This window comes from Nocardia grenadensis NBRC 108939, assembly GCF_001613445.1.
Lineage (GTDB): Bacteria > Actinomycetota > Actinomycetes > Mycobacteriales > Mycobacteriaceae > Nocardia > Nocardia grenadensis.
The window spans coordinates 69290-95435 of sequence record NZ_BDCJ01000024.1 but is presented as its reverse complement, the minus strand read 5'-3'; the positions used below and the strand labels follow the sequence as shown (position 1 = coordinate 95435).

General features: G+C 67.4%; 15 protein-coding genes. 1 reads left to right on the top strand and 14 read right to left on the bottom strand.

Features of this window, described 5'->3' with window-relative positions; translation table 11 throughout:
- Positions 1–73: 73 nt before the first annotated feature.
- The gene (locus NGR01S_RS24135) at positions 74–3391 is read right to left on the bottom strand and encodes an arabinosyltransferase domain-containing protein (protein WP_084481656.1); all 3318 of its coding nucleotides are present in this window, start codon (positions 3389–3391) and stop codon (positions 74–76) included.
- Positions 3392–3585: 194 nt separating this feature from the next.
- Here NGR01S_RS24135 and NGR01S_RS24130 point away from each other — a divergent pair, with 194 nt between their 5' ends.
- Positions 3586–4086 carry a peptidylprolyl isomerase gene (locus NGR01S_RS24130; protein WP_063040605.1) on the top strand — a complete coding sequence of 167 codons (501 nt, stop codon included), beginning with the start codon at positions 3586–3588 and terminating at the stop codon, positions 4084–4086.
- A 59-nt stretch (positions 4087–4145) separates the two neighbouring features.
- Here NGR01S_RS24130 and NGR01S_RS24125 read toward each other — a convergent pair whose 3' ends face one another.
- From NGR01S_RS24125 to NGR01S_RS24065, 13 genes are all read right to left on the bottom strand, one after another.
- Positions 4146–5690 carry an acyl-CoA carboxylase subunit beta gene (locus tag NGR01S_RS24125; protein WP_063040603.1) on the bottom strand — a complete coding sequence of 515 codons (1545 nt, stop codon included), beginning with the start codon at positions 5688–5690 and terminating at the stop codon, positions 4146–4148.
- Positions 5690–10897 (bottom strand): polyketide synthase Pks13, encoded by a 5208-nt coding sequence (pks13, locus tag NGR01S_RS24120; protein WP_084481655.1) that lies wholly within the window; start codon positions 10895–10897, stop codon positions 5690–5692. Before pks13 ends, NGR01S_RS24125 begins: the two co-directional genes overlap by 1 nt.
- Before the next feature lie 108 nt (positions 10898–11005).
- Positions 11006–12916, bottom strand: a complete 1911-nt coding sequence (gene fadD32, locus NGR01S_RS24115) for a long-chain-fatty-acid--AMP ligase FadD32 (protein ID WP_063040599.1) — start codon at positions 12914–12916, stop codon at positions 11006–11008.
- Between the two features lie 187 nt (positions 12917–13103).
- Positions 13104–14123 (bottom strand): LLM class F420-dependent oxidoreductase, encoded by a 1020-nt coding sequence (locus tag NGR01S_RS24110; RefSeq protein ID WP_063040597.1) that lies wholly within the window; start codon positions 14121–14123, stop codon positions 13104–13106.
- A 170-nt stretch (positions 14124–14293) separates the two neighbouring features.
- Positions 14294–15286, bottom strand: coding sequence for a cutinase family protein (locus NGR01S_RS24105; protein WP_063040595.1), 993 nt, complete (start codon positions 15284–15286; stop codon positions 14294–14296).
- Between the two features lie 6 nt (positions 15287–15292).
- On the bottom strand, positions 15293–15841 hold the full coding sequence (locus tag NGR01S_RS24100) for a DUF732 domain-containing protein (RefSeq protein WP_063040593.1): 549 nt from the start codon (positions 15839–15841) through the stop codon (positions 15293–15295).
- A 717-nt stretch (positions 15842–16558) separates the two neighbouring features.
- On the bottom strand, positions 16559–18409 hold the full coding sequence (locus tag NGR01S_RS24095; RefSeq protein ID WP_174551741.1) for an alpha/beta hydrolase-fold protein: 1851 nt from the start codon (positions 18407–18409) through the stop codon (positions 16559–16561).
- A 258-nt stretch (positions 18410–18667) separates the two neighbouring features.
- Complete coding sequence (locus tag NGR01S_RS24090; protein ID WP_063040591.1) at positions 18668–19687, bottom strand: alpha/beta hydrolase; 1020 nt, start codon at positions 19685–19687, stop codon at positions 18668–18670.
- Between the two features lie 439 nt (positions 19688–20126).
- On the bottom strand, positions 20127–21176 hold the full coding sequence (locus NGR01S_RS24085) for an alpha/beta hydrolase (protein ID WP_063040590.1): 1050 nt from the start codon (positions 21174–21176) through the stop codon (positions 20127–20129).
- 286 nt (positions 21177–21462) lie between these two features.
- On the bottom strand, positions 21463–22551 hold the full coding sequence (locus NGR01S_RS24080) for an alpha/beta hydrolase (protein ID WP_063040588.1): 1089 nt from the start codon (positions 22549–22551) through the stop codon (positions 21463–21465).
- Between the two features lie 169 nt (positions 22552–22720).
- Positions 22721–24673, bottom strand: a complete 1953-nt coding sequence (locus NGR01S_RS24075) for an arabinofuranosyltransferase AftB family protein (RefSeq protein WP_063040585.1) — start codon at positions 24671–24673, stop codon at positions 22721–22723.
- The gene (locus NGR01S_RS24070) at positions 24651–25577 is read right to left on the bottom strand and encodes a decaprenyl-phosphate phosphoribosyltransferase (RefSeq protein ID WP_039821477.1); all 927 of its coding nucleotides are present in this window, start codon (positions 25575–25577) and stop codon (positions 24651–24653) included. Before NGR01S_RS24070 ends, NGR01S_RS24075 begins: the two co-directional genes overlap by 23 nt.
- The gene (locus NGR01S_RS24065) at positions 25570–26145 is read right to left on the bottom strand and encodes a phosphatase PAP2 family protein (RefSeq protein ID WP_063040705.1); all 576 of its coding nucleotides are present in this window, start codon (positions 26143–26145) and stop codon (positions 25570–25572) included. The genes NGR01S_RS24070 and NGR01S_RS24065 overlap by 8 nt, the downstream gene beginning before the upstream one ends.
- Position 26146 lies beyond the last annotated feature (1 nt).

Below are 26146 nucleotides of genomic sequence, written 5' to 3'. Positions count from 1 at the left end.
TCCTGTACAAAATGAGACGACCGGACACCAGAAATTGTACATTCGGTGCCCGGTCGCCGCAGTCGTCAGGAGATCAGAAAACCCGCAGCCTGCCCGGATCCCACAACCCGTTGCGGGTCTCGGTCCCCGTCGCCAGTTCCGCCGGTACCGCGTCGTAGTACTGGTCGTAGCGTTCCAGCGTGCCCCAGTCCCGGCCCCAGTCGTTCTTCAGGTAGGTGGGGATCGTGGTCGACTTGGCCAGCATCTGAGAGAACCCGAGCGGACCGCCGAACTCCTGGGCCTGCCAGGTGTTGGTGGAGCTCACCGCGAGCGGGCGGTCCGGCAGGATGCGGAACTTCGGTACCTCGGCGACCCCGTTCACGTGTCGGAACGGGCGCTGGCAGGGGAACTGCAGGCCGACTGCCCAGTCGAGCAGAATCGGCTGCTCCGAACGCAGGTAGTCGTTTGCGGATTCCAGTTTCGGCAACCGCGGCGGGGTGAACGCCAGCCACTGGTCGCCGATCAGGATCGGATCGCCTGCGACGACCCGGACGGCGTCGGCCTCGGGGGCGATCTCGTCCAGCGGCACCCGCAGGTTGCGCCAGGACGGGAAGGGACCGATATCGCGAGGCAGGTAGGTGCCGAGCTGTGTTACCGAACCGTCCGGCTGCCGTTTGCCGTAATCGACGGTCAGCGACTGGCCGTACTGCATGGCACCGGTGTCGTCGTAGGACAGGATGCGGCCGGCCGCGGTAATGACCACCAGCGGATGGTCGGGCGAGCGTTCCGGCAGTTCGTACCAGCTCGACGAGACGAACGCGGGCTGCTGTACACCCTCCTGGTAGCTGCCCAGGACGGGCGTGGTGGCCGGGTCCAGGCCGAAGGGCAGGGCCACGGTGCTGCCGTTCACACCCTGCGCGCCCTGTCCGCCGCCGGTACCGGCGTTCTGGCCCTCGGCGAACGCCGCGCCCACCGACTGATTGGAGGTGTTGCCGGTACCCGGTTTCACCTCGACCGCGTCGGCGGACAGATCGTCGGGGACGCCGTTGGGCGAGAAGCCGACCGGATCGACGCCGGCCAGCGGATCGTTCGGGTTGGTGGGCGGATTCGCCGGGTCGATGATCGGGTTCAGCCGGCCGGCGTTCGCGTTCGATTCGACCAGCACATCGTTGGCCAGACCGCAGCTCTGCCCGGTCAGCGCATCGATATTGCCGCGGGCCAGCGAATACCCCGGATACTGCGAGTAGGCGCCCTTGGCCAGGGAGAGCACCTCGAACAGCACCATGGCCGCGGCCACCAGCGTGAGCGGGATCGCCGCGAACTTACGGACGCGGCGGCCCCGGGCGGTGCGCGTGGAGTTCGGGGGTTTGGCGTACCCCTCACGCAGGGTGTGCCAGCCGACCAACAGCAGGGCCGCGGCGAACAGCACCAGCATCACGGTGTTGGAGGAGATACCGCCCAGCACCACCCGCTTGTCGAACCAGGGCACCCCGTAACTGGACACATACCAGTAGCCGTTGATACCGGAGAACGCCAGCGCCAGCGTGAACAGCAACCCGGCCAAGAAGATCGCCCGGTTCTTGCGCGCCCGCAGCGCCGAGGCCGATACCGCGACGGCGGTCACCGCGGCCAGCGAACCCGCGATTCCGGCGTAGGCGCCGAAGTGGTGGGTCCACTTGGTCGGGTTGAACATCATGAAGAAGATCGTGCCGAACACCACGCCCATCAACCGCCAGGTCGGCCCGGCGGCGATACCCGGCACCCGCCGCCGGCGCAGCAGCACCAGCATGGTGGTGAACAAGCACAGCAGCATCACCAGGAAGGCGAAGCGGCGCGACAGCGACCCGTCGACGGTCTCGACAAACAGGTAGTAGTACCGCAGGTAGTCCTCGTACCAGGCCAGGTTGGGCCCGGCCAGCTGCCGGATCTGGTTCGCCTCCTGGATACCGGCGAAGGTCTGGTCGCCGTAGACCACGGTGAGTACCAGGAATCCGGCGGCGGCCAACGGCGCGAGCAGCGCGACCGTACCGTGCTCCCGGTGCCGGCGCACGATGATGCGGGTGATGGGCCGGATACCGGCCAGCAGCGCGGCCACACACATGAGGCCGGTCGGCGCGGCGGCGAGGGTGAACGCCGCGACCACCACCGCCACCGCGGCCGGCAGCAATCGCCCGGTCGCGATGGCGCGTTCGATGGAAACCCAGGTGAGCAGTGCGCCGAGCGCGACGATGGGCTCCGACCGCAGACCGTTGTCGTAGGGCAGCCAGAACGCCAGGAAGACCAGGCCGCCGGTCCACAGCGGGACGCTGCCGAACCAGGCGCGTCCCCGCGCACCGCGCAGGCCGTTGCCCAGCCGCGGCACCACCTCGCGACTGATCACCATCCAGCACAGGATCCCGCATGCCAGCGCGGGCAGCCGGACCCACGGACTGGCCGTGGAGACCTGGGCGAACAGCTGGATCACGTAGTAGTACCAGCCGAACGGTGCCTCGGGCACGCCGTACCAGCGGAAGTAATTGGCCATATAGCCCGCGTCCGGCGCCACCCGGACCATGCTCAGGATGTAGCCGTCGTCGGAGGTGTTGGCGCCCAGGAAATGCCAGAGCAGCAGCGTGCCGACGACCCCGCCGTCGGCCAGGGTGGGCTTCAGCCAGTGCGCCGGCAGGAAACGCCGGTGGCCGCGCCCGTCACTGGTGTCCAGTCGCGCCAGCGCCACCAGCGACAGCACCGTGCACAGCACCGCGGCCACGATCGCGGCGAGTTTGATCCAGGTGGGGCTGGAGCTGAACCGGGTGTCGATCGTGGACTCCAGGCTCAGCCCGGCCGGGATACCGCCGGTCATATCGGTGAACACACCGACCATCTGCGGACGCAGATCACCGACCAGCCGGCCCGCGTTGGGTTCGCCGGCTTCGGTGGTGAGCCCGACGAAGGCCGCGCTGGTGGCTTCGATATCGGAATGGATGGTGATGGCCGAACAGTTCGCCATCTCCGCCCGGTCGGCGGTCGCCACGACCGCATTACGGTCCACCACATCCACCGAGGTTTCCGAAACTCGGACGAACAGCGCCTCGAGCGCCGCGCGGTCGCCCTGCGGAGGTGCGGTGGCCAGCAGCATGCCGCCCTGCGGGGGCAGCTGATTCACCGCCGCGCACGGGATGGTCGCGGCGAGATCGATTGGCACCTGCGACATGAGCGGTGCCTGCACATTGGCCAGGCTGTCGTGTTGCGGCCAGCTCAGCGTCGCCGTGGTCTGGGTGACGGGTAGGAAGGGTGTGGCGACCGCGAACAGCGCCCCCAGCACACCGGTGACGATCGCGACGAGACGCGCGATCCGGAAATCCTTCGGCGCGACCTTCGGCTCCGGCTCCGGTGGCGTCTTCGTCAGTACTGCGGTGGCGACTTCTGGCACGCTGGCATGCTACTTGGGCGCGGCGCGCGGGGCCCGGTGGTGCCCCCGGCGCGTACCCGATCCGAGCGCGAACACACCCGACAACCGGCGCATACAAACCACCCGAATGGGGTAAAGACGGGCGGCTGGCACAATCTGCCGGGAAACACCCCCTTAAGCGCGGGGTCCAGCGGCGGTAATGGAAAGGTAGGGGCATGACCAAGGTGAATCTCGAGACGAACTACGGAACCATCGGCCTCCAACTTGACGAGGCGAAGGCGCCGGACACCGTCCGTAACTTCGTCGAATACGTCAAGTCGGGACATTACGACGGCACGATCTTCCACCGCGTTATCCCGGGCTTCATGATCCAGGGCGGTGGTTTCGACGGCCAGATGCAGCAGAAGCCCACGCAGGCGCCCATCCAGAACGAGGCGGCCAACGGCCTGAAGAACAACAAGTACACGGTCGCCATGGCGCGTACCAACGATCCGCACTCGGCGACCGCGCAGTTCTTCATCAACGTCGCCGACAACGACTTCCTCAACCACACCCAGCCGGCGGGCCAGGGCTGGGGCTACGCCGTATTCGGCGAGGTCACCGACGGCACCGACGTGGTCGACAAGATCGCCGGCGTGTCCACCTCGTCGCAGGGCATGCACCAGGACGTCCCGGTGGACAACGTGGTCATCGAATCCGCGGCGATCACCGGCTGAGCAGGATCGGTACGTGACGGTTCGGGTTGTTCCCGCGGAACAACCCGAACCGCGAGCGGCTACAGCGGCAGCAGGTGATGTTTACGCGGGTTACGGATCACGGTCTTGTCCCGCAGCAGATGTAGCGCCCGTCGTAGCTCCAGCCGAGTCTGCGCCGGTTCGATCACCGCGTCGATGAAGCCGCGTTCGGCCGCGACCCACGGCGTGGCCATGGTGGCGTTGTAGAAGTCGATCATCTGCTGGCGTACGGCCGCTTTCTGCTCCTCGGGCGCGGCCGCGATCTGCGCCGCACCGATCAGGCTCACCGCGCTCTCCGCACCCATCACCGCGATCCGGGCGGTGGGCCAGGCCAGATTGATATCGGCACCCAGCTGCTTGGATCCCATCACCGCGTAGCCGCCGCCGTAGGACTTGCGGACAACGACGGTCACCTTCGGCACGGTCGCCTCCACGAAGGCGAACAGGAACCGGCCGCCGCGTTTGATCACGCCGACCTTCTCCTGCTCCACGCCGGGCAGGAAGCCCGGGGTGTCGACCACGAACACCAGCGGGATCTCGTAGGCATCGCAGAGCCGCACGAAATGTGAGGCCTTGTCCGAAGCCCGGGCGTCGAGGGCACCCGCGTAGACCATCGGCTGATTGGCCACCACGCCGACACTGCGGCCGTCCACCCGGGCGAATCCGGTGATGATGTTTCGGCCGGCTTCGGCGCCGTACTCGTGGAAGTGGCCGTCGTCGAAGATACGCAGCAGCACCTCGTGCATGTCGTAACCGGAGTTGTCCGAATCCGGTACCAGGGAGTTCAATTCCCGATCCGAATCGGTGATCTCCGGTTCGAGGCCGGGGTTCACGATCGGCGGCTTCTCCTGGCAACTGGTCGGCAGATAGGACAGGTAGTCCCGGACCCATTCGAAAGCCGCCTGCTCGTCCTTGGCGACATGATGGATATTGCCGTACTGGGCCTGGCTGTGCGCCCCACCCAGTTCTTCCAGACTGACGTCCTCGCCGGTGACCTCACGGATCACCTTGGGACCGGTGACGAACATGTAGGCCGCCTCGGTGGCGACCACGACATCGGTGTTGATCGGCGAGTACACCGCGCCACCGGCGCATTTGCCCAGGATGAGTGAAACGGTCGGGACCATCCCCGACAGCAGTTCCTGCCGGGTCGCCAGCTCGGCGTACCAGGCCAGCGAAGACACCGCCTCCTGCACCCGGGCACCGCCGGAATCGTTGATACCGACCAGCGGGCAGCCCACCTTGGCCGCGTACTCCATCACCGCGGCCACTTTGCGGCCGAACATCTCGCCGACCGAACCGCCGTACACGGTCTGATCGTGGGAGAACACCGCAACCGGGCGACCGTCGACCAGGCCGTGACCGGTGACCACACCGTCGCCGTAGAGCGCGTCCGGATCACCCGGGCGCCGGACCAGAGCACCGATCTCCACGAACGAACCCGGATCGAGCAGCATCTTGATCCGATCACGCGCGCTGGGGATCCCCTTGCGCGCCCGCTTCGCGACAGCGGCCTCCCCTGCCGGTTCCTGCGCCAGCTCCAGGCGCTTACGCAGATCGGCGAGTTTCTCCGCAGTCGTGCTCACTAGCTCCCTTTCCTGGCCGCGCTCGAAGTGATCCGGTCGAGTTTAGCGGTCAGGTCTGTACCGATTCGGCCGATCCTCGGTTCATCGATGATTTGGAGGTGGTCGCCGGGGATGTGCACGATCTCCAGGTTGGGGAGGTACTCGTCCCAGCCGCCGTTGGGCCGGCGCTCGGCATAGCGGGGTTCGAGCTCGATCGCGCCGTCGTGGTAGCGGTCGGCCAGATAGAGCACCACATCGCCCTCGTAGTGCGTGGGCTGGACCCGCTGCAGCGCGCGGTTCTCGATCCACGAGGTCTTCTGGTGTTCGAGTACTCCACCCGGGATCTTGGCCCCGGTCATCCTGATCAGGTCGGTGATCATCTTGAACTGCTCCTCCTCGGAGGAGTCGGCCAGTTCACGGAGCTGGTCGTCGTCGAGTTCACCGGCGACATTGAAGGTCTTCTTGGCGAACACCTGATAGCGCCGCATACGCTCCAGCCGCTCCTGCGGGCTGTTGTCCTCCGGCTGGGCGGGGATCGCGAGGTCGATCAGGCCCACCAGGCGCACATCGGCACCCTCGGCACGGAGGATCTGCGCGACCGCCATCGCCAGGACCGCGCCCAGCGACCAGCCGTAGAGGACATAGGGTCCGTCGCCCTGGAGCTTGCGCAGTTCCGGTACGTACTCTCGAGCCCGTTCTTCGATCGCACCGTCGACCCGCTCGAACCCGTACATCGGCGTGCCTTCGGGCAGCCGCTTCAGCAGTGGCTCGTAGACCAGGGTGTTTCCGCCGGCGGGATGGAAGACGAACACGGGTACTGCATCGGAGTTCTCGCCCCGCGCCCGGATGGGACGGACGAAGCCGTCGACATCGGCACCGCTGTCCTGCAAGGTGCGCACCACATCGGCGAGCTGTTCGATGGTCTCCGAATCGAGCACATCGTCGACGGTGACCTCCGCGCCCACCCGCTCGGTGAGACGGGCGGCGAGCTTCTCCGCGGTGTCCTCGTCCAGGATCGGAAGGGTATTGAAGATCCCCCCGGCCGATTCGCCGGTGATGGTGGCCCAGGTCGCATAGGTGAGGCGCTCGGCAGCGTCACGTGGCGGAACATTGTCCTCGTCCGACCCCGCGGCCCCGCCGCCGAAGAGCGCGGCACCCGCGGCCGGTTCGGCCTTCGGCGCGGCAGGGGCCGGCGCAGCAGCCGGGGTTTCCGAAGCGCCCGTCCCCTGGTTCAGCGCGGCGACCGGGTCCTCCCCGGCCTCCATGGCGGCCTTGGCGGCGTTCACGAAATCGTCGTCCACGCTGAGCGCGCCCGATTCCCCACTGGCCTGCTGGTCGGCCATCGCCTGGACCTCGTCGCGGTGCTCGATCGCGTAGCGGAGCACCTTGCCGACCTCGTGCAGGCTGGCGTCGCGAACCGCGGAGACCTGCAACTGCGGGATATCGAACTCGTATTCGACCCGGTTCTTGATCCGCATGGCCATCAGGGAGTCCAGCCCGAGTTCCATGAGCGGGATCTCCATCGGCAGATCCTCGACCGAGTAACCCATGGATTCGGCGACGATCAGCGCCAGCCGCTCCTCCACCGTCTGACCGCTGTCCGGATTCCAGCGGTCACCGGAACCGGCGGTGTCGATGGCCGTTTCGACGGCCTCGGGTTCGGTGTGCGTGGGCGCGGCGGGGGCCGGTTCGGCGGGCGCCGGCAGCGCGGCACCGGAGGTGACCACCGCGTCGAACAGCAGCCGGAACTGCGCACCGTCGCGCGCGTGCACCTGGATGGACGCGCCACCCGGATGCGGGGTCAGCGTTGTGACGAGTGTGCCGGTGGCGGGCAGCGGCGCGTGCGCGATACTCGCGCCCGGATTCACATCCGCGAGTACCTGGGTCGCGGCCGAACGCACCAGCGTGGGCAGATCGTCGACCGACGCGGCCCGGACCTCCCAGACGTGCCGGCCGTCCGGCAGCGCGACCGACGCACCCGGTACCCGGGCGTTCCCACCGGCCGAGAAGCCACTCATCTTGGGCCAGTACGGTTTCCGGACGAACGCGGTACGCGGGATATCGGCGTACGGCCCGGCCGGTACCAGTGAGCCCAGGTCGACCGCATGGCCGTGCACGTACAGCTGCGCCAGCGCGGCGATGACACCGGCCGATTCGTCTTCCTTGCGCTTGAGCGTCGGAATCAGCTGCGCGTCGGGGAGCCCGGCGGCGAAGGTGGTGCCCAGCACCTGCATCAGCGCCACCGAGTTCGGCGCCAGCTCCAGGAACGTAGTGATGCCGGAATCGACCGCGAGTCGTACCGCGTTGGTGAAGTACACGCTGTGCCGCATGTTCTTCACCCAGTAGTCCTCGGTGTGCACCGGGTCGTGGCCGGGCACGTAGTACTGCTCCTTGTCGACCGTGGAGTACAAGCCGACCTTCGGCTTCGTGGGCTCGATACCGGCCAGTTCGGCGGCCAGTTCGCCCAGCAGCGGGTCCATCTGGGAGGTGTGCCCGGCGCCCTTGGTCTGCAGGACGCGGGCGAATTTACCGGCTTCCTCCACCCGGCCGACAATCGCCGAGACCTGGTCGACCGGACCACCGATCACCGTATTGGTCGGTGCGGCGTACACCGCGACCTCGACATCGGGAAATTCCGGCAGCAGTGCGGCGACCTCGTCGGCACTCATCTCGACCAGTGCCATATTGCGCACATCGGCGTCGGAAAGCATCTGCTCGCCCTCGCCCATCAACCGCGACCGCGCGCAGATGACGCGCACCGCGTCCTCCAGCGACAGGCCGCCGCAGATGTAGGCACCGGCCACCTCGCCCATGGAGTGCCCGACCACGGCCGCGGGTTCCGCGCCGTGCGCCCGCAGCAGCGCGGCCAGACCGAGTTGGATGGTGAAGATACCGACCTGGGAGGTGCCCACGTCGTAGTCCTGGCCGTCGTCGAGGATCATCTCGCGCACCGAGTACCCGGCCTCGTCCTGCACGAGTTCGTCGACCTCGTCGACGGTGCGCCGGAAGATCGCGTTCTCCTGGTAGAGCTGTTTGCCCATCTTCCGGTGCTGGGCGCCGAACCCGGCCATCACCCACATGGGTCCCTGCGCGGCCGGGGCATCGGCGGTGAAAACGCCCTGGCCCGGTTTGCCGGCGGCGATCGCCCGCAGTCCGGCCACGGCCTCGGCGTGATCGGAGGCCAGCACCACACCGCGCGAACGCCAGTGGCTGCGCCGGGCCAGCGACCGGGCCACGTCCACGAGCGGAGTCCGCTGTCCCGCTTCGGTTTCCAGCCAGTCGGCCAGGTCCGCAGCGGCCTGGCGGCGGCGCGACGGCAGATAGGCGGAGACGGCCAGGATCACCGGCAGCGGCTCGGCACGGTCGGCCGACCACTCGGGCTCGGGAGCGGCGTCGGCGGCTACCGCCTCGGCCTCGGCGACCACATCGGTGCTCACCACGTCCAGCGTGTCGCTGTCCGCGTCCGGTACGAAGGGCTCGGAGACCTCCACCGGCACGGCGGGCACGTACTCCTGCAGCACCACGTGCGCATTGGTCCCGCCGAAACCGAAACCGGAGATACCGACCGTGGCGGTACCGCTGTAGCGCGGGAACGGAGTCGGCTCGTCGACGACCTTCAACCGGGCCTGCTCGAACGGGATGTAAGGGTTCGGACCCGCGTAGTTGATCGTGGCGGGCAGCACATCGTGCTGGAACGCCAGGAGCACCTTCGCCAAGCTCGCCGCGCCCGCTCCGGATTCCAGATGGCCGAAATTGGTTTTCGCCGAACCCAGCAGCACGGGTGCGTCGGCGGCGCGACCGGCACCGACCACCTGGCCCAGCGCCTGGGCCTCGAGGGGGTCGCCGACCAGGGTGCCGGTGCCGTGGGCCTCGATGTAGTCGACGGTGGAGGGCACGATACCGGCATCACGGTAGGCGCGGCGCAGTACATCGGCCTGGGCGTCGGGATTCGGCGCGAGCAGCCCGTTGGACCGGCCGTCGCTGTTCACGGCGGAGCCCTTGACCACCGCGAGGATGTTGTCGTTGTCGCGTTCGGCGTCGGCGAGCCGTTTGAGCACTATCAGCCCGGCACCCTCGGAGCGAACCATCCCGTCCGCGTCGGAAGAGAACGCCTTGATCCGACCGTCCTTCGCCACCGCGCCGATCTTGTCGAAACCGAGCGTGGTCATCGGCATGAGCAGCATGTTCACCCCGCCGGCCAGCGCCACGTCGGCGTCACCGGCGCGCAGCGCCTGCACGGCCTGGTGCACCGCGACCAGGGTCGAGGAGCAAGCGGTATCCACCGCGACCGAAGGGCCGCGGAAATCGTAGAAGTAGGACACGCGGTTGGCGATGATGCTGCTGGCACTGCCGGTGATCTTGTAGCCCTCCGCCGAAGCGGGGACGTTCGGATCGGTCTCACCCAGGCTCATCGCGGCGACCAGCTGGAAGTCGGTGGTGGAGGTACCGATATACACACCGACCGACTCACCGCGCAGGTCACTGGCCGGGATCCGGGCGTGCTCGAGCGCCTCCCAGGTGAGTTCCATGATGAGCCGCTGCTGCGGGTCGATCCGCTCGACCTCGACCGGCGACATGGCGAAGAACTCGGCGTCGAATCCGGTGACGACGTCCTGGTCCAGATACCCGCCGCGAGTATTGCCCTCGGCCACTGCCTGCGCCAACTGCGGTTCGCTCAGGAACTCCGCCCACCGGCCCTCGGGCAGATCGCGAATGGCGTCCCCACCGTTGATCAGGAATTCCCAGGTCGACTCCGGGGTGTCGCCCGCGCCGGGCAGCCGGGTCGACAGGCCCACGATGGCGATATCGTGCGCGTCTCCCGGTGCGTATCCGGCGGTATAGAACTGGTCGTCGGTGGCCTCGGCGGTGAGCTCCGGCGGGCCGTTGACGATGACGTCGGCCAGCGAGGCGATGGTCGGGTGTTGGTACACCACGGTCGCGTTCAACACCACACCGGTGAGTTCCTCGATCTCACCCCCCAGCGCGAGCGCGTCCCGGGAAGCCAGTCCGAACTCCTCCATCGGACGGTCCACGGTGATTTTGTCGACCGACTGCCCGGTAGCCTCGGCGACCCAACGCCGCAACCATTCCCGCAGCTCGGCGACCGAGAGTTCGGTGCCCGGGGTGGATTCGCCGGCCGCGGGCGCGTCGCCGGCCCCGGCGGCGCGGCCCTCCGCGGCGGAAAGGTTCTCGGTCGTCTCCGGCGACATGCCCTCGTTCTCAGCCATCAGTCCTCAAGCTACCTGTCTTTACGCGGTGCCCGGCAGCAGCCTCGCATCGCTGTGGTGGATGGGCGCTTCGCTCACTCGAGGCCGCGACCCGGCTCGGTTGTCGGGCTATTCCTCGGGCGCGTCCGGGAACGCCTGCTGGGTGTAACCGCCCCGCAGGGTGCCCTCGACATAGGCGGCCTTACAGGCACGCCGGGCGATCTTGCCGCTGGACGTACGCGGAATGGAACCCGCCGGCACCAGGAGCAGATCGCGCACTGTCACACCGTGCCGCTGCGAGATCGAGGCTCGAACCGCGTCGGCGATCGGCAGCGGATCCGCCTTACCGGCGCCCGGGCCGCGCTCGGCCACGACCACCAGCTGCTCGGAGGCGTCGTCGGCGTCGAACTTCAGACCCGAGTGACTGCCCTGCGCGAACACCTCGGCCGGCAACTGGTTGGCCGGTACCGAGAACGCCGCGACGAAGCCCGGCCGCAGCGCACTGCTGGCCTCCTGCGCGGAGAACTCGAGGTCCTGCGGGTAGTGGTTGCGTCCGTCGACGATCACCAGGTCCTTGACCCGGCCGGTGATGTAGAGCTCGTTGTCGAAATACACGCCGTAATCGCCGGTCCGCATCCAGTACGCATCGGGCGTGGTACCCGCGGCGTGGCTACCCTCCGCCAGCGGGGTGACGATCTTGTTCTGGAAGGTCGCCGCGGTTTCCGCCGCCCGGCCCCAGTACCCGATGCCCATATTGTTGCCGTGCAGCCAGATCTCGCCCACATGGCCGTCCGGCTGCTCCCGGGCGTCACCGTCGACCGATTCCGGATCGACGATCACCGCCCACTGGGATTTCGCCACATAGCCGCAGCTCACCTGTGCGATCGCGTTCTCGGAGTCCTGCTCGACCCGCACCATGCGCCCGGCATTGAGCTCGGTGCGGTCCACATAGGTGACCTTGGCCTCGTCCTCGGCCTTGGTCGCCGAGACGAACAGGGTGGCCTCGGCCATGCCGTAGCACGGTTTGATGGCCGTCTTCGGCAGCCCGTAGGGCGCGAACGCGTCGTTGAACTTCTTCATCGACGAGGTGGTCACCGGCTCACTGCCGTTGATCAGGCCGATCACATTGGACAGGTCCAGCGATTCACCGTTCTTGGGCAGACCGCGCACGGCCGCGTGCTCGAAGGCGAAGTTCGGGGCGGCGGCGAAGGTGCCCGCACCGTCGGAGGCAGCCGCCAGCTCCTTGATCCACCGGTACGGCCGCCGCACGAACGACGCCGGCGACATGATGGTGATGAACTTGCCGCCCACGGCCGGCAGGATCACCGTCAGCAGACCCATATCGTGGAACAGCGGCAGCCAGGTGACACCGCGGGAGTTCCAGTCGAGGTTGATGGCGTCGACCATCTGCAGCAGGTTGGTGCCCACGGCGCGGTGGGTGATCTCCACACCGGCGGGGGTCCGGGTGGAACCCGAGGTGTACTGCAGATAGGCGATATCGTCCACCGCGATATCCGGGCGCGACCAGCTGTCACCGACACTGTCCGGAATCGCGTCCACGGCGATGATGCGCGGCCGCTGCGCGGCGGGCAGCCCCCGGAAGAACTGGCGCACGCCGGACGCCGCCGAACTGGCGGTGAGGATGGCCGACGGTTTGCAATCACCCAGTACCGCGTGCAGCCGGTCGGTATGGCCCGGTTCGTCCGGATCGAACAGCGGCACCGCGATCGTGCCCGCGTAGATGGCGGCAAAGAATGAGATCACATAGTCGAGTCCCTGCGGCGCGAGGACCGCCACTCGGTCACCGGGACTGGTGACCTGCTGCAGGCGACCGGCCACCGCGCGCAGCCGGACCCCGAACTGTTGCCACGTCAGCTCGTGTACCTCGCCATCGCGCTCGCGCGAGTAATCGATGTAGCGGTACGCCAAGGTGGTCGCGTCGTTACGGGTGTGCTTCTCGACGTGGTCGACCAGGGTGCGATCATCGGGAATGGTGATGTTCCCGTTCTCGTCCAGGTAGTCGTCGAAAGTCTCGTCCATTCCTTCTCCTCCGAGGCGCACGCGGCAACGGCACGATTGCCGTTATTTACTGTGTGGCCCCGACTCGCTTTCGCCACGGGCGCTCTCCATTCGAGAACCGACCCTGCGGGTTCTGGGTGCGGTCTGCGCGGTGACCGCTATCGGCTAGATGTTCTCAAACCAGAGACATGTTACAGAGACGAGCTTCTCACTCCTCCCGGAGCAAGGGAATCACCGGCGCGAATGCGTCCATCTGGGTGGGGAATATCCCCACATAGGACATACCGGTGAGCTGCCGCACACGGCGCATCTGGTCGGCGATCTCCTCGAACGTGCCGATCGCCACATACGGCGAGCTCAGGATCTCCTCGACCGAAAGTTTCACGTCGACTTCCAGGTCGGGATGCAACCCGCGCTCGATGGCCGAGAGCGCCATTTCGGCGGTCTTCTCCCGGTCGTCGGTGATGACGATGGCCGTGATCGCCCAGTTCAGCTCGATCTGCTCGAACCGGTCGCCGGCGGCCTCCTTGATCAGGTTCACCTTCTCGATGGTCTTCTCCAAGGTGATCCCCGAGAGCAGACCTTTACCGTTCGACGTGGTGACCGGAACGATCGAGATGATGTCGGCGTGCTTCGCGGCGAGTTTCAGCATCCGGGGACCGCCACCGCCGGTACACAGCGGCGGCCGCGGGCCCTGCCGCGGCCGTGGGGTCCCCTTGACACCCTGCACCTGGTAGTACTTGCCTTCGAAAGTGCATTCCTGACCACGCAGCAGCGTGTCGAGAATGGTCAGTGTTTCGTCGAGTTTGGCCAGACGCACCCCGGGCCGGTCGTAGTCCAGCCCGGCGGCCGCGAACTCGTCGGCCTTCCAGCCGGCCCCGATCCCCACCTCGAGCCGGCCCTTCGACAGCACATCGATGGTGGCCAGATCCTTGGCCAGCACCACGGGGTGCCGAAAACCGTTGGCCAGCACGGAAGTACCGAGGCGGATCCGATCGGTGGCCTGGGTCAGCGCACCCAGGGCCGCGATCGGGCCGATCTGGTCACCGAGATGATCCGGCACCACGAAGGTGTCGTAGCCGTACTCCTCGGCCTGCTGCGCCGTCTGGATGAACTTGCGGGCGCCGCCCTCCTGCTTGTTTCCCTCACCCGCGGCCGCGAAGCGGAACTTACGCAGCCGAGTGCCCAGCGCGCTCAACTCATCCACCGGTGCGGCGGCTTCTGTCATGAACTCATGCTCCTGGATATCGGAAGTCTGCGCATCCCGTGCCGGCGCAGGGCCCGGGATGGCGCGATCACCAGCGCACTTTACAGCCTGCCAGGCAGCGAGGAACACGCTGACTGCGGTGAATTGTCACAAGACGGCCGCCACGGCGACATCCGGGCCGAATCCGCGGATCACGAGTGCGGCGGAGACGGCGCGCTGCCGACCAGACCGACCGCCCAGTCCGCCGCCCACTGGGTGGCGGTCGTGCCGTTCGGATCGACAACGAAGTTGTGGTAGAGGCTGTGTACCGGATTGCCCACGGCCTGCGTGAGCGTGCCGATACTGCCGAGAATATTGGCCGGACTCAGCGCATTGCGGGGTGCGTCGCAGATCAGGTCGCCGGGCGCGCAGATCGTGTACACCCGGTCGGCCAACTCGCCGAAACCCTCCTTACGGACACCGGTCATGGTGATCCCGGGGACCGTCAACCCGGCCAGCGCCACCTCCGCGCCGACCCCGGGCGGCGGCGTACCGACCTGGATCGGCTGCCCGTCACCGGTCTCGCCGGACCGCCGCCCGTCGGCGATCAAGGTGACCCCGAGCACCCGGTCCGCGGGTACCGGACCGTTGCCCTTGCCGATCTGTTCGGCGATATCACCGACGATCACCGCGCCCTGCGAGAACCCGGCCAGCACATAGGTGGTGAGCGGGCACTCCTCATGGCGCTGGGTCAGGAAATCGAAGGTCCGCCGACTGCCCTCGGTGCGGCTGGCGTTGTATGAGGCCTGACCGTCCGGCGGAATCGCCACCGGATTGGAGAACTGCGCGATGTAGGGGACGGTGTAGACGTCGACCCGGCCCTCCGGGAACTGCGCCCGGACCGGATTGCTCACATTGAGCATGAGCGAGGCCGGGTTGGCGGTCGGGTTGTACGGGTCGTCGATGCTGCTGGACTCCCAGGTACCCGGCACCGAGATCATCTGCACATCCGGGCAGCTCGCGGGCTGACTGGTCGGCTTCTCCGGCCCCGGTTCGGGACCCGGGCCCGGCCCGGGTTCCCGCAGGCAGCCGGCCAGCAGATACCAGAGCAGGATCACGATGACGAGCCCGACGACTCCCACCGCGAGCAATGTCAGACAACCCTTCGGCCGGGACCGACGGGACCCGGTACGTCCTCTACTCATCGGCTATCACTGGCAGTAGTGCGCTTTGGCGGTGCTGATGTAGATCTGCCCGGCCTGCTCCACCGGCATCTTCGCGGGATCGAACGACGGATCGGAACCGGCCATCGCGTTCACGAACGTCGCCATATCGGCATCGGAGGTCCCGGCGGCCACGCCCTGGCAGACGTAGTTGCCGATGCTCAGCGCGATATCCGGGGACGACGGCGTGACACCCTGCTTCGTCAGTTCGTCGACGAAGGTCTGCTCCTTCGCGCCGAGGTGCCCGGTATCGGTTTCCTGCGGCGGGACCGGGGCAGGACGCTCCGGCTCCTCGGCCGGCGGCGCCTCGGGCTCGGCCGGCTGTTCGGGCGCGGGCGCTTCGCCCTCCGGCGCGGGCGCCGGTGCCGGGCTCTCGCTCGAGGGCGCGGGAGCCGCACTCGCGGACGTCGTGCCGGCCGAAGTCGACAGCGTCGGGGTGCCGGTCGCGGTCGAGTCGTCGTTGCCGCAGCCGGCGAGCAATCCGGCGGCCGCCACCGCCGCCACCACTCCGAGCAGTGTGCCTCGGGTCCGATACATACATTCCATCCTGTGTTCCGGCGCACGGATGCGCGCGGGTTCACGGCCGCTCGAATCGGGGGCCGCCGAACCACTGGGTTGACGGTCGGGTGTGCGTCCCGGCCCGGCGGGTTGGCCCGGGCCGCGACCACCGAGGGTAGTACTAGACCCGGAATCACCGCTGGACTGCCCGGGGGACGGGGGTCCGACGACTTGCTTCGGGCGGGCGGATCGTGCGGTGAGCGGGGTGGATCGGGGATGGTGTGAAGTCCTGGGTGGGGTGGGAGGTGGATAGGTCGCCCGGGCGGGAGGGGTTCACCTGCGAGGGCGGGGGCCGACTCACCAGCGAAAGCCAAGAGTCGGATCACTCACGAAGACCACGGCGTGGACCTGCTCGCAAAGGCCGAAGCGTGGACCTGCTCGCGGAGGCCGAAGCGTGGACCTGCTCGCGGAGGTGCTGTGTTTTTTGGCGTCGCCTGCGGCGGCGCGGGGTTGAGGCCCCCTTGGTCTCGCCGTTTCGGCCTCGAGACTCGCGCCTGCGGCGCATGCGCTTCGAGGCCGAAACGGCGAGACGGGCCTCAACCCTTTGAGGTGTCTCGCGAAACTCGACACATACGGGTTGCGTCGGCGTCCGGGGTCCGGGGTCCGGGATCGCATGGGGCCCGCGCGGGGAGGAGACCGCTGCAGGCGCTGTGCCGCACGGCGTTCACGCGGTGATGCGGCTCACTTGCGTGCGGGTCAACCGTGGACTTCGGGGTGGTGGTCCTTGATGGTGATGAAACCGCGCTGGAAGTTCTGCTGGACTCCACCCGGGATCGGGAATTCATCGCTGATGGGGAAGCCGAGCCGGCCGTTCTCGTAACCCGCGTCACGCCAGGCGTCCATGAGGGGGCCGTCGCGGACCGCCCATGCGCCGGAGAGGGGGCTCCAGTAGATGCTGCCGCCCTCGAAGCGGGTGAACTGACCGAGGTCTTTCAGCGGGACCTGGGCGGCGGCCGGGAAGCCGAGCCTGCTGTTCTCGAAACCCAGCTCGGCGTATTTGGCCAGGATCGTGCCTTCGACGCGATGTGCGCCGGTGGCGGGACTGAAGTAGAAGGGGCCGCCTTCGAAGGGCTGGACCGAGCCGTCACGGTTCGGCGTTCTCACTTCGGGGCCGACGGGGTAGCGTGCGGGACCGCCCTCGAAACCCTGCCTGCCCCATTCCTCGAGGATCGCTCCCCGCACCACCTGCGCGCCGGTTTCCGGAGTCCAGTAGAGCGAGCCGTGCCGGAACTGCTGGAAGCGGCCGCGGCCGTCCGGTAGTGGCTGTTCGGCACCGGTCGGCAGACCGAGCACGCCGCTGGGTCCGGCTGCCGCCTGGTAGCCCCCGCCGATCCGGCCGGCCACCGGATACGCGCCGCCGGCCGGGGAGTAGAAGACGCGGCCGTGGCGGAAATCCTGGGCCAGCCCGCCGGGCACCTGGTATTCGCCGGTGAGGCAGTCGCCGAGCCAGTCATTGCCACCGACGACCGCGCCGACGGCGCCCGCGACCGCGCATTCGGGTTTCGCGGCGGGTACCCCGAGCGCACCGGCGGCCTGTGACCACGACTGCCGCATTTCGAAATCCCAGTACGGCCACGTGTGGGTGCCCGCGGCCCGGTACTTCACGGTCGCGGGGATTCTCAGTTCGCCGAGTTTGTCCACGAAGTTCTGTGAGGTCAGCAGGGCCAGTGTCTCCAGGCCCATCCCGAACATATTCGTGCTCACGCCCGGAATTTCGCTGCCCTCGTCGTGTTTGCCGGAGACACCGGTCCCGCTGGAGATGTAGAGCGATTTACCTTTCAGCCGATCGGCGAGCAACAGCGGATCGTGTTCTTCCCACTGTGGACTGCCGGGCGGTCCCCACATGGCACCGGAGTCGAAGCCCCCGGCGTCCGCCATTGCCAGTCGAATAGCCTGCGGCATACCGAGGCTGGTGGTGGTGAGAAAGCCCGAATAGGATGCGGCGTATTTCACGAACTCGGGATTGCGCGCGGCCAGGAACATTGCGGCCGTTCCGCCCATGGACAGTCCGGCGATTCCCCTGGTCGAGGTGGCGCGCCACTGACTCTCCAGCAGCGGGGGGAGCTCCTTGGTGAGAAAGGTCTCCCATTTGTAGTTCTTGCCGTTGTCCGGTTGCAGCCAGTCGGAGTAGAAACTCGATCGCCCGCCGACCGGCAGCACCACGGTCGTGTTCTTGTCGGCGTAGAAATCCACCGCCCCGGCGTCCTTTATCCAGCCGTTCTCGTCGTCGGTGGCACGCAGGCCGTCGAGCATGTACAGCACCGGGAACTTCGCGTCCGGCTGGGTATTCCAGTCCCGGGCGAGCAGCAGCCGCACCTGGATGGGGGCACCCATGGCGGGAGAGTCGACCCAGACCGCCACATCGCGGTCGGTGTGCCAGACCACATTCCGGATCGTGGCCGGAGACGCGGCGGCGGCGGTCGGCTGAGCGGAGACGGGGGCCTGTGCCACGGCGAAGGGAAACACCAGGGCGGCGGCCCAGGCCGTCAGCTGTCGCCGGGCGCGTCCGCGGGACCGGCCGGTCGTTCCCCCGTATGCGCGTGTCATCCCTGCCACCCACTGTTTGTACCGCCGTGGCATGCGGATACCCGGTAGGACGCGCGGGCAGCAAACCAGTTCGCAACCGCCGTGTGGGCCTACGACAACGGCGCCACCTGCTTCGATACGAAGCAGGTGGCGCCGTTGGAGAGAACTATCGGTTCAGCGGCAACCGATCAGCATGGGCGAGTCGGGCCCGGAGGCGGTAGCGGAGCGTAACCACGTAGAGCCCTCACCCATGCTGCATCGATACATGCGTACCTTCGCTCACCAGCCGTTGGTGGAATCCAGGAACATCTTGCGCGAGGCGAAGAGCTGGCTCTCCCAGTACTTCCAGGAGTGGGTGCCCACGCTCGGGAAGTCGAAGTAGGCGTTGATGCCCAGCGTCTTCAGCCGCGCCTGGAAGGCGCGGGTGTTCACCAGCGACAGCGCTTCCAGCGCCATGGCGTTACCGGTGTTGAACGCACCGACCGCACCGGCCGGCTTGTCGTGCGGGCCGGGCAGGCCGCTGGCCGCCGAGATGTACAGGGGCAGGCCGCGCAGCTGCGGGGCGAACACGAACGGGTCCATCCGCAGCCACTGCGGGCTCCACGGCGCGGCCATCGAGTCGACATTGAAGCGGCCCGCGTCCAGCATGGCGATACGGATGGCTTCACGCATACCCGGCGCCGAGATGTTCAGGTAGCCGGAGTAGGAGGCGGCCGAGCGGAACTGGTCGCGGTGGTAGGCGGCCAGGGCCAGGGCGGCGCTACCACCCATGGACAGGCCCGCGATCGCGTTGTTGGTCCGCGAGACACCGTGACCCTCGAGGAAGGCGGGGAGTTCCTGGGTCAGGAAGGTTTCCCACTTGTAGGTGAACTTCTGCCCGTTGGTGTTGCTGGGCGAGTACCAGTCGGCGTAGAAGCTCGACTGCCCACCGACCGGCATGATCAGCGAGATGTTGTCGTTGCCGAACTGCTCCAGCGCATTGGTCTCGAACGACCAGGCGTTGCGGTCGTCGCGGGCGCGCAGGCCATCGAGCAGGTAGAGCCCGGCGTTGCCGCCGCGCGCCGCCCACTGGACCTGAACCTTGATCGGACCCATGCTGGAGGGAACCAGCAGCTCTTCGAAGGCGCCGCGTTTGACCGGTGCCGCGGGCGAAGCCAGTGCGGTCGGGGCCGCGACACCTGCCGCGACCGGTAGCGCGAGTACTGCCGCACCGATAGCCAGAATCCGGTTACGCCAACCGCGGGGTGCCCGCGACCGCCCGGTACTTCTCTTCGGGCCGGCTGCCCTGCCGAAACGCATGAATTCTGCTCTCTTTCTGCTGTTGTGGCGTTGTCGCTACCGCTGCGCGGACAACACCCCGTTTCTCCTCGGCGGCGCCGGCGGCCGGTCCCGACCTATCACAGGGCCGACAGCGCTACAACGATCTGGTCACAGATGTGCTCGCTGGACTTTATTCGACCGCGCCGAGCCGGGCAAGGCCGTGCTGATCGAGGGGCCGAAATCCGCCGCGAGAACCGCTGTGATCGCCCCGTGACGATACCTTGCCGGAGCGTTGATGTCTCGGCGGGCCGGGATATTCAACTGTTATCGAAATCGCGCTCCGACCTGGCTTGTGTAACGGAATACGAACCGAGGACGAATTCCTATCGACAGCAGTGTGCCCGCCCCGAACGATTCCTTCCGGGCGGGCACACTGCGCTGCAGTTCGGGGCCCCGCGCACGGGACCCCGAACTGCCGTTATCCGATATTCGCCGACAAATCCGGAAGCATCCGATACACCTCGGCCTCCCAGTAGGTCCAGGAGTGAATACCGGTATCCGGGAACGAGTAGGTGACATTGTTCGCGCCGAGCGACATCATCCGCAGCTGGAACGAGCGGGTGTTGGCCAACGCGAGCGCCTCGAGGCCCATACCGTTGATCGTGTTGCCGTCGAATCCGTCGCCGGGCCCGGGCAGCGCGCTGCCGGCGGAGATCCACAGCCGGGTGTTGTGGTCGCGCAGCAGCGGCGCGAAGACGAACGGGTCCATCCGCAGCCACTGCGGGCCCCACGGCGGCGCCATGGAGTCCACGTTGTAACCACCGGCGTCGATCATGGCGGCCCGGAGGGCCTCGCGCATACCGGGCGCGGAGACGTTCAGATATCCGGAATAGGACCCGGCGAAGCTGAACTGGTCGGGGTGGTAGGCGGCCAGGGCGAGGGCGCCGCTGCCGCCCATCGACAGACCGAATACGCCGTTGCGGTTCGGATTGAAGCCGAGCCGGTCACGCAAAGCCCAACGCAGATGCTGGTTGATGAAGGTCTCCCAGGCGTAGCGGTAACTCTTGCCCGGGCCTCCGGAAAGGACGTTCAGGGCCCCGGAACCGGAGGATGAACCGGTCGGTTCCATCCCGAGGAAGGAGCTGGGCGCGTTCCAGTCCGCGTAGAAGCTGGACATACCGCCGATCGGCATGACGACATTGATATTCCAGTCGGTCAGCGCGTTGGCGACGTTGGTGTCGTTCTCCCAGCCGCTGTGCGTTTCGGGAGCCCGCATACCGTCGAGGGCATAGACCACCCGGTTGGTGTTGCCGTCCTTGGCGCGGAATACCCGCGACCTGATCGGGCCCATTTCCGGGGAGTCGACCCAGAAATCGAAGCCGGCCGGATTGGGAGCCGCCTCGACCCGGGGAGCCACATCGGAGAGAGCCACCGCGAGGGGGGCCAGCAGCGCCACCGCCACCCCCATCACCCATCGCTGTACCCACCGCCGGGTACGCACCGATCCGGGTCTGCGCGCACTTTGCATTCGACTAGACCTTTCGCCTGGACAGCCGGGCAGCAAGTAAATGGCTACATTACCGGCCCCATCTCGGATACATAGATCACGGCGACCATCGGGAGACGGAAGCCGTTATCTGGATACCTGTTCCTGGTGCGTGAAGCGGCTATACCCGCCTCCATGTTGCCAAATAGTGGCGTAGGTCACAATCATTCGCGAGATGGCGCGCAGCTCCGGTGCCGAACCGGCCGACCACACCCCTTGGCAACCATTGCGCAAAGTCGCCGGCCGGACGGCGCCGGCCGCGGCCGGGTCAGCCGATATTCGCCGACAGATCCGGGATCATCCGGTAGACCTCGGTCGCCCAGTACTGCCAGTTGTGCACGCCGACGGCCGGGAAATCGTAGGTCGCGTTGGTGGCCCCCAGCGACATCATCCGCACCTGGAACGCCCGCGTATTGGCCAGCGCCAGCGCCTCCAGCCCCATAGCGTTGATCGTGTCGAAGCTCAGACCGTCGGTGGCGGCCGGCAGGCCGCTACCGGCCGAAATCCACAGCCGGGTGTTGTGCGCGCGCAGCTGCGGCGCGAACACGAACGGATCCATCCGCAGCCACTGCGGGCTCCACGGCGGTGCCATGGCGTCGATATTGAACCCGCCGGCGTCGAGCATGGCCACGCGCAGCGCCTCCCGCATACCGGGCGCCGAGACGTTCAGATATCCCGAATAGGAGCCCGCGTAGCGGAATTGATCGGGATGGTAGGCCGCCAGGGTCAGCGCGGCGCTGCCGCCCATGGACAGGCCGAACACGCCGTTGCCGTTCGGGTTGAAGCCGAGCCGGTCGCGCAGCGCCCAGCGCAGGTCACGGGTCAGGAAGGTTTCCCATTTGTAGGTGGTGGTCCGCCCGACGCCGGCCGCCGAACCCGAGGCCAGGCCCGAGCCCGAATCGGCCGCCGAACCGGTGGCACCGCCGGCACTACCCGAACTGCCCAGTCCGAAGAAATCGCTCGGGGCGTTCCAGTCCGCGTAGAAGCTCGACCGGCCGCCCACCGGCATGACCACGTTGATATTCCACTTGGTCAGTTCCCGGGCGACATCGGTATCGATCTCCCAGCCGCTGAGATCGTCACGGGCACGCATTCCGTCAAGTGCGTACACGACCCGGCCGGTATTGCCGTCGGCGGCGCGGAACACGCGCGATTTGATCGGCCCCATCTCCGAATCGACCCAGAAATCGATACCGCTCGGATCGAACTGCGCCGATGCCGGAGCAGCGGGCCCGGCCACCGAGGCACCGACCGGGAGCAGGGCGGCCAGCGACAACAGCACCGTGCGCTTCAGCCGACCGCCCAGCCGTCGCCCCGGACGCGCGCTCCGGCCATCGCGGCCGATAACCCCTCGCATGTTTCCCGCCCTCCGTCGTGCGACCCACGGCCGCGCAGTACGACTACCGGTCCCCGGCCCGGACGAGCCGGGGCCGGACGCCAGCACTCTAACCCGACCGCAGTCCGACCGACCACCAGGAATGCGAAGACGCGGCGAACAGCCGAACTACTGTCGGGGAAACCGCAGTTCAGCGCACCGGTGGTATCGGATCGACAAGACCACAGCGCTGAATCTCATATTTCGGTACCCGGTCTATGCGGTACGACGCGAAATCGAAAGCGTGCAACAGATTGTGCTTGAACCGTTCGAACGTCAGCGGGCCCTTGTAGGAGAGCTCCAGCGCGTAGGTGTCCGGACACGACATCGCCACCCGGGCCTGCTTGACCCAGTCCTCGTCCATGTACCAGGGCAGCCAGGGCTTGATGTCGACCATGCCGGTCTCCACGATCACCCAGTCCGCGTACAGGCTCTTGTCGTGCCCGATCCGCCCGTCGGTGAGCCGATCGGTGTGCGCGGCCAGCGGGAAGGCCAGACCCATCGGATCGATGACCCGGACGTCCAGGGGGACATTCATGCTGGTCATACCGAGGTTGAGGAAGTAGACCGTATGGCCGGCCCCGCCCGGCGGGATGGGCAGCGGCGGCGGCGCGATGTACCACATCATGAACGACGGCGAATTGAGCAGCAGACCGCCGTCCGGGTTGTTCTCGATCGCTTCCACCATGGGCCGCATCCGGGCGTAGTCGAGGTAGTCCTCGGCGCGGATCGGGTGGTCGTGACCGGTATTGAGGACGTAGTAGATCCGCTCGTCCACGATCCCGGACTTATTGATGTGGGTACCGGTCTTGATGGCGGTGGTGCCCGACGCCAGCAGCGCCCACGCCACCGTGCCCACCAGCGCGACGACCAAGACCGCGAAAGTGGGGGCCTCGCGGCGGGTCAACGACCGCAGCCCGCCCTCGGGCAACCGCACCGGCAGCACCGCGACCGGCAGCAGGAACAGGAACAGCTGCGGCAATAGCATCCGCCCGTGCATGAAGTCGCCGCCGACGCGCAGCGCGTAGATCGTGAGCAGCATCGCGGCGCCGAGCACCAGCGCCACCACCGCCGACGGTGAACGCAACCGCTCCCGGAACTGCCGCAGCCGCCCGGCGGCGGGGTCCACCGCGGTACCGGTATCGGGGCGCACGTAATGCGCCCGCGCGGCCACCAGACCGGCGACCAGCAGGACGGTCAGCGGTACGTAGAGGTAGTAGGGACCGGCCAGATCCCACAGGTAGGTGAAGCCCTGACCCCATTTCGCTCCGCCCGCGTCCTTGGCGACCGCGGTGTTGGGGTAGGGCAGGCCGTAGTAGCCCATCCGCCAGATCTGGTAGAGCAGTGGCACCGCGCCGGCGACGGCCACCACCAGACCCCGCAGCAGCCACGGACGCAGCCGCGATCGCGGCATGGGCGCGAAGAAGATCAGCAGCAGGGCAAGGCCGCCCACCACGGTCATCTCGGGCCGGATCAACGGTGCCAGACCGGCCAGGAAGGCCAGGCCCAGCAGTCCGGGCACGGTCGGCCGTTCGGCCTTGCTCCACCGCACCAGCAGCAGCCACAGCAGCGCGATCCAGCAGATGACCAGGCAGTTCTCCAGGCCGGAGGTCACATAGTCGCGAGCGGGCGGCACGGAGATATAGGCCAGCGCGCCGGCGGGCAGCAGCAGCGTCGAGGAAGCCGGACCCCAGAGTTTGCCGGTGCCGAGCATCGCGAACAGCACCGCCAGCAGCGACAGTGTCAGCGCGACACCGAGCACCACGTATTCCAGCCGCCCCTGGGTGAGCCAGCTGAAGAACCAGACGACATAGGTCCATGCCGTACTGGTGTTGGTCTCCACCCGCTCGCCCGCGTTGAAGACCGGGCCGTTGCCGGCCAGCAGGTTGCGCACGGTACGCAACACGATGAGCCCGTCGTCGGCGATCCAGCGCCGTTCCCAGCCGCCGAAGGCGAACAGGGCGACGGTCACCAGGATGCCGCCCGCGAACACCGCGCGTGAGATCGAACCACCCGGCGAACGCCGCCGCTCGGTGGCGGCACGCTCGTCGGGCTGTTCTGTTTCGGCTACCGCAATCTCGTCAGAAGAGATAGACAGCGACACCTACCGCTCCGATCCAGGCGATGGCGAGCAACTGCAGGACACGATCGCCGAACGCGATCTCCTCGGGTTCACCGGCCTCACCACCGTCGACGTCCACGGCGTAGCGCAGGATCGCGATGGTGAACGGGATCATCGAGAGGGCGAACCATTCGGTGTCCTTGGCCGCACCCTGTTCGAAGGCCCACAGACCGTAGAAGACCACCACCGCGGTCGCGGCCAGGCTCCAGATGAACCGTAGGTAGGTCGGGGTGTAGTACTCCAGCGATTTACGGATCTTCGCGCCGGTGGACAGCGCCAGTTGTAGCTCGGCGTAGCGCTTACCGGCTGCCATGAACAGCGAGCCGAACGCCATGATGAGCAGGAACCACTGGGACAGCGGGATCCCCGCCGCCACACCGCCGGCGATCGCACGCAACAGGAAGCCCGAGGACACGATGCAGATGTCCAGGACCGCCTGGTGTTTGAGACCGAAGCAGTAGGCCAGCTGCACCCCGATGTACACGGCCATGGTGACGGCCAGCTGCCAGGACGCCAGGAACGACAGCGCCAGCGAACCGAGCAGCAGCACCGCCGACAGCGCGAAGGCGAGATTCACCGGGACCACGCCGGCGGCGATCGGACGGAACCGCTTGGTGGGGTGGGCCCGGTCGGCCTCGACATCCATCGCGTCGTTGGTGAGGTACACACCGGACGCGGCCATGCAGAAGACGACGAAGGCGATGGCCACATTGGCGAGCACATCGAGATCGGTCACCGAACCCGCCGCCATCGGCGCGGCCAGCACGAGGACGTTCTTCACCCACTGGCGCGGACGAGCTGCCTTGACCAGGCCACCGACCAGCGTTTTGGGAGGCCCTTTGACTTCGGCTTCGGCCAGATCAGCGCCGGTGGGCTCTTCACTCATGGCGGGCAGCGCCTTTTCGTCTTGTGCGGTCACTGTCGAGTCTCTTTTCGGCGGCGAGCAGGGCGGCGGCGGACGCGGCACCGAGCGCGGAACCGGCGAGCACATCGGAGGGGTAATGCACCCCGAGCACGACTCTGGACAGCAACATCGGCGGTACGAGCACCGCAGGCAAGGGTAGCCCGGTCAATTTTCCGAGTAGCACCGCCGCCGCGGTTGTCGAGGTCGCGTGTGAGGAGGGGAAGCTCAGCTTGCTCGGTGTCGATACGTTGACCTGCACCGATGGTGCGTGCGGGCGGGGCCGACGGACGATCCGCTTGATCACGATGGAGGCCGCGTGCGCCCCCACGGCACCTACCGCCACCCCGGCCCACTGCCGACGCCGGGGTTTGTCGACCAGTGCGCCCACCGCGGCGATACCGACCCAGCCGAGCGCGTGCTCCCCGAAATGCGACATACCGCGTGCCGCCGAGATCACCGGCGGGGTCGCGATGGCACCCTGGACCGCTTCGAGGATCTTGACTTCCGCCGGTGCCCGGCCGGTACCCGAATCCCGCAGGCTCGGGTTCATG

Excerpts from the sequence above, each read along its gene's own strand:
- NGR01S_RS24080 (WP_063040588.1), bottom strand. The coding sequence starts at position 22,551 with ATGCGAGGGGTTATCGGCCGCGATGGCCGGAGCGCGCGTCCGGGGCGA.
- NGR01S_RS24070 (WP_039821477.1), bottom strand. The coding sequence starts at position 25,577 with ATGAGTGAAGAGCCCACCGGCGCTGATCTGGCCGAAGCCGAAGTCAAA.
- NGR01S_RS24105 (WP_063040595.1), bottom strand. The coding sequence starts at position 15,286 with ATGAGTAGAGGACGTACCGGGTCCCGTCGGTCCCGGCCGAAGGGTTGT.
- NGR01S_RS24085 (WP_063040590.1), bottom strand. The coding sequence starts at position 21,176 with ATGCAAAGTGCGCGCAGACCCGGATCGGTGCGTACCCGGCGGTGGGTA.
- NGR01S_RS24090 (WP_063040591.1), bottom strand. The coding sequence starts at position 19,687 with ATGCGTTTCGGCAGGGCAGCCGGCCCGAAGAGAAGTACCGGGCGGTCG.
- NGR01S_RS24130 (WP_063040605.1), top strand. The coding sequence starts at position 3,586 with ATGACCAAGGTGAATCTCGAGACGAACTACGGAACCATCGGCCTCCAA.
- NGR01S_RS24065 (WP_063040705.1), bottom strand. The coding sequence starts at position 26,145 with ATGAACCCGAGCCTGCGGGATTCGGGTACCGGCCGGGCACCGGCGGAA.
- NGR01S_RS24095 (WP_174551741.1), bottom strand. The coding sequence starts at position 18,409 with ATGACACGCGCATACGGGGGAACGACCGGCCGGTCCCGCGGACGCGCC.
- NGR01S_RS24100 (WP_063040593.1), bottom strand. The coding sequence starts at position 15,841 with ATGTATCGGACCCGAGGCACACTGCTCGGAGTGGTGGCGGCGGTGGCG.
- NGR01S_RS24110 (WP_063040597.1), bottom strand. The coding sequence starts at position 14,123 with ATGACAGAAGCCGCCGCACCGGTGGATGAGTTGAGCGCGCTGGGCACT.
- pks13 (WP_084481655.1), bottom strand. The coding sequence starts at position 10,897 with ATGGCTGAGAACGAGGGCATGTCGCCGGAGACGACCGAGAACCTTTCC.
- fadD32 (WP_063040599.1), bottom strand. The coding sequence starts at position 12,916 with ATGGACGAGACTTTCGACGACTACCTGGACGAGAACGGGAACATCACC.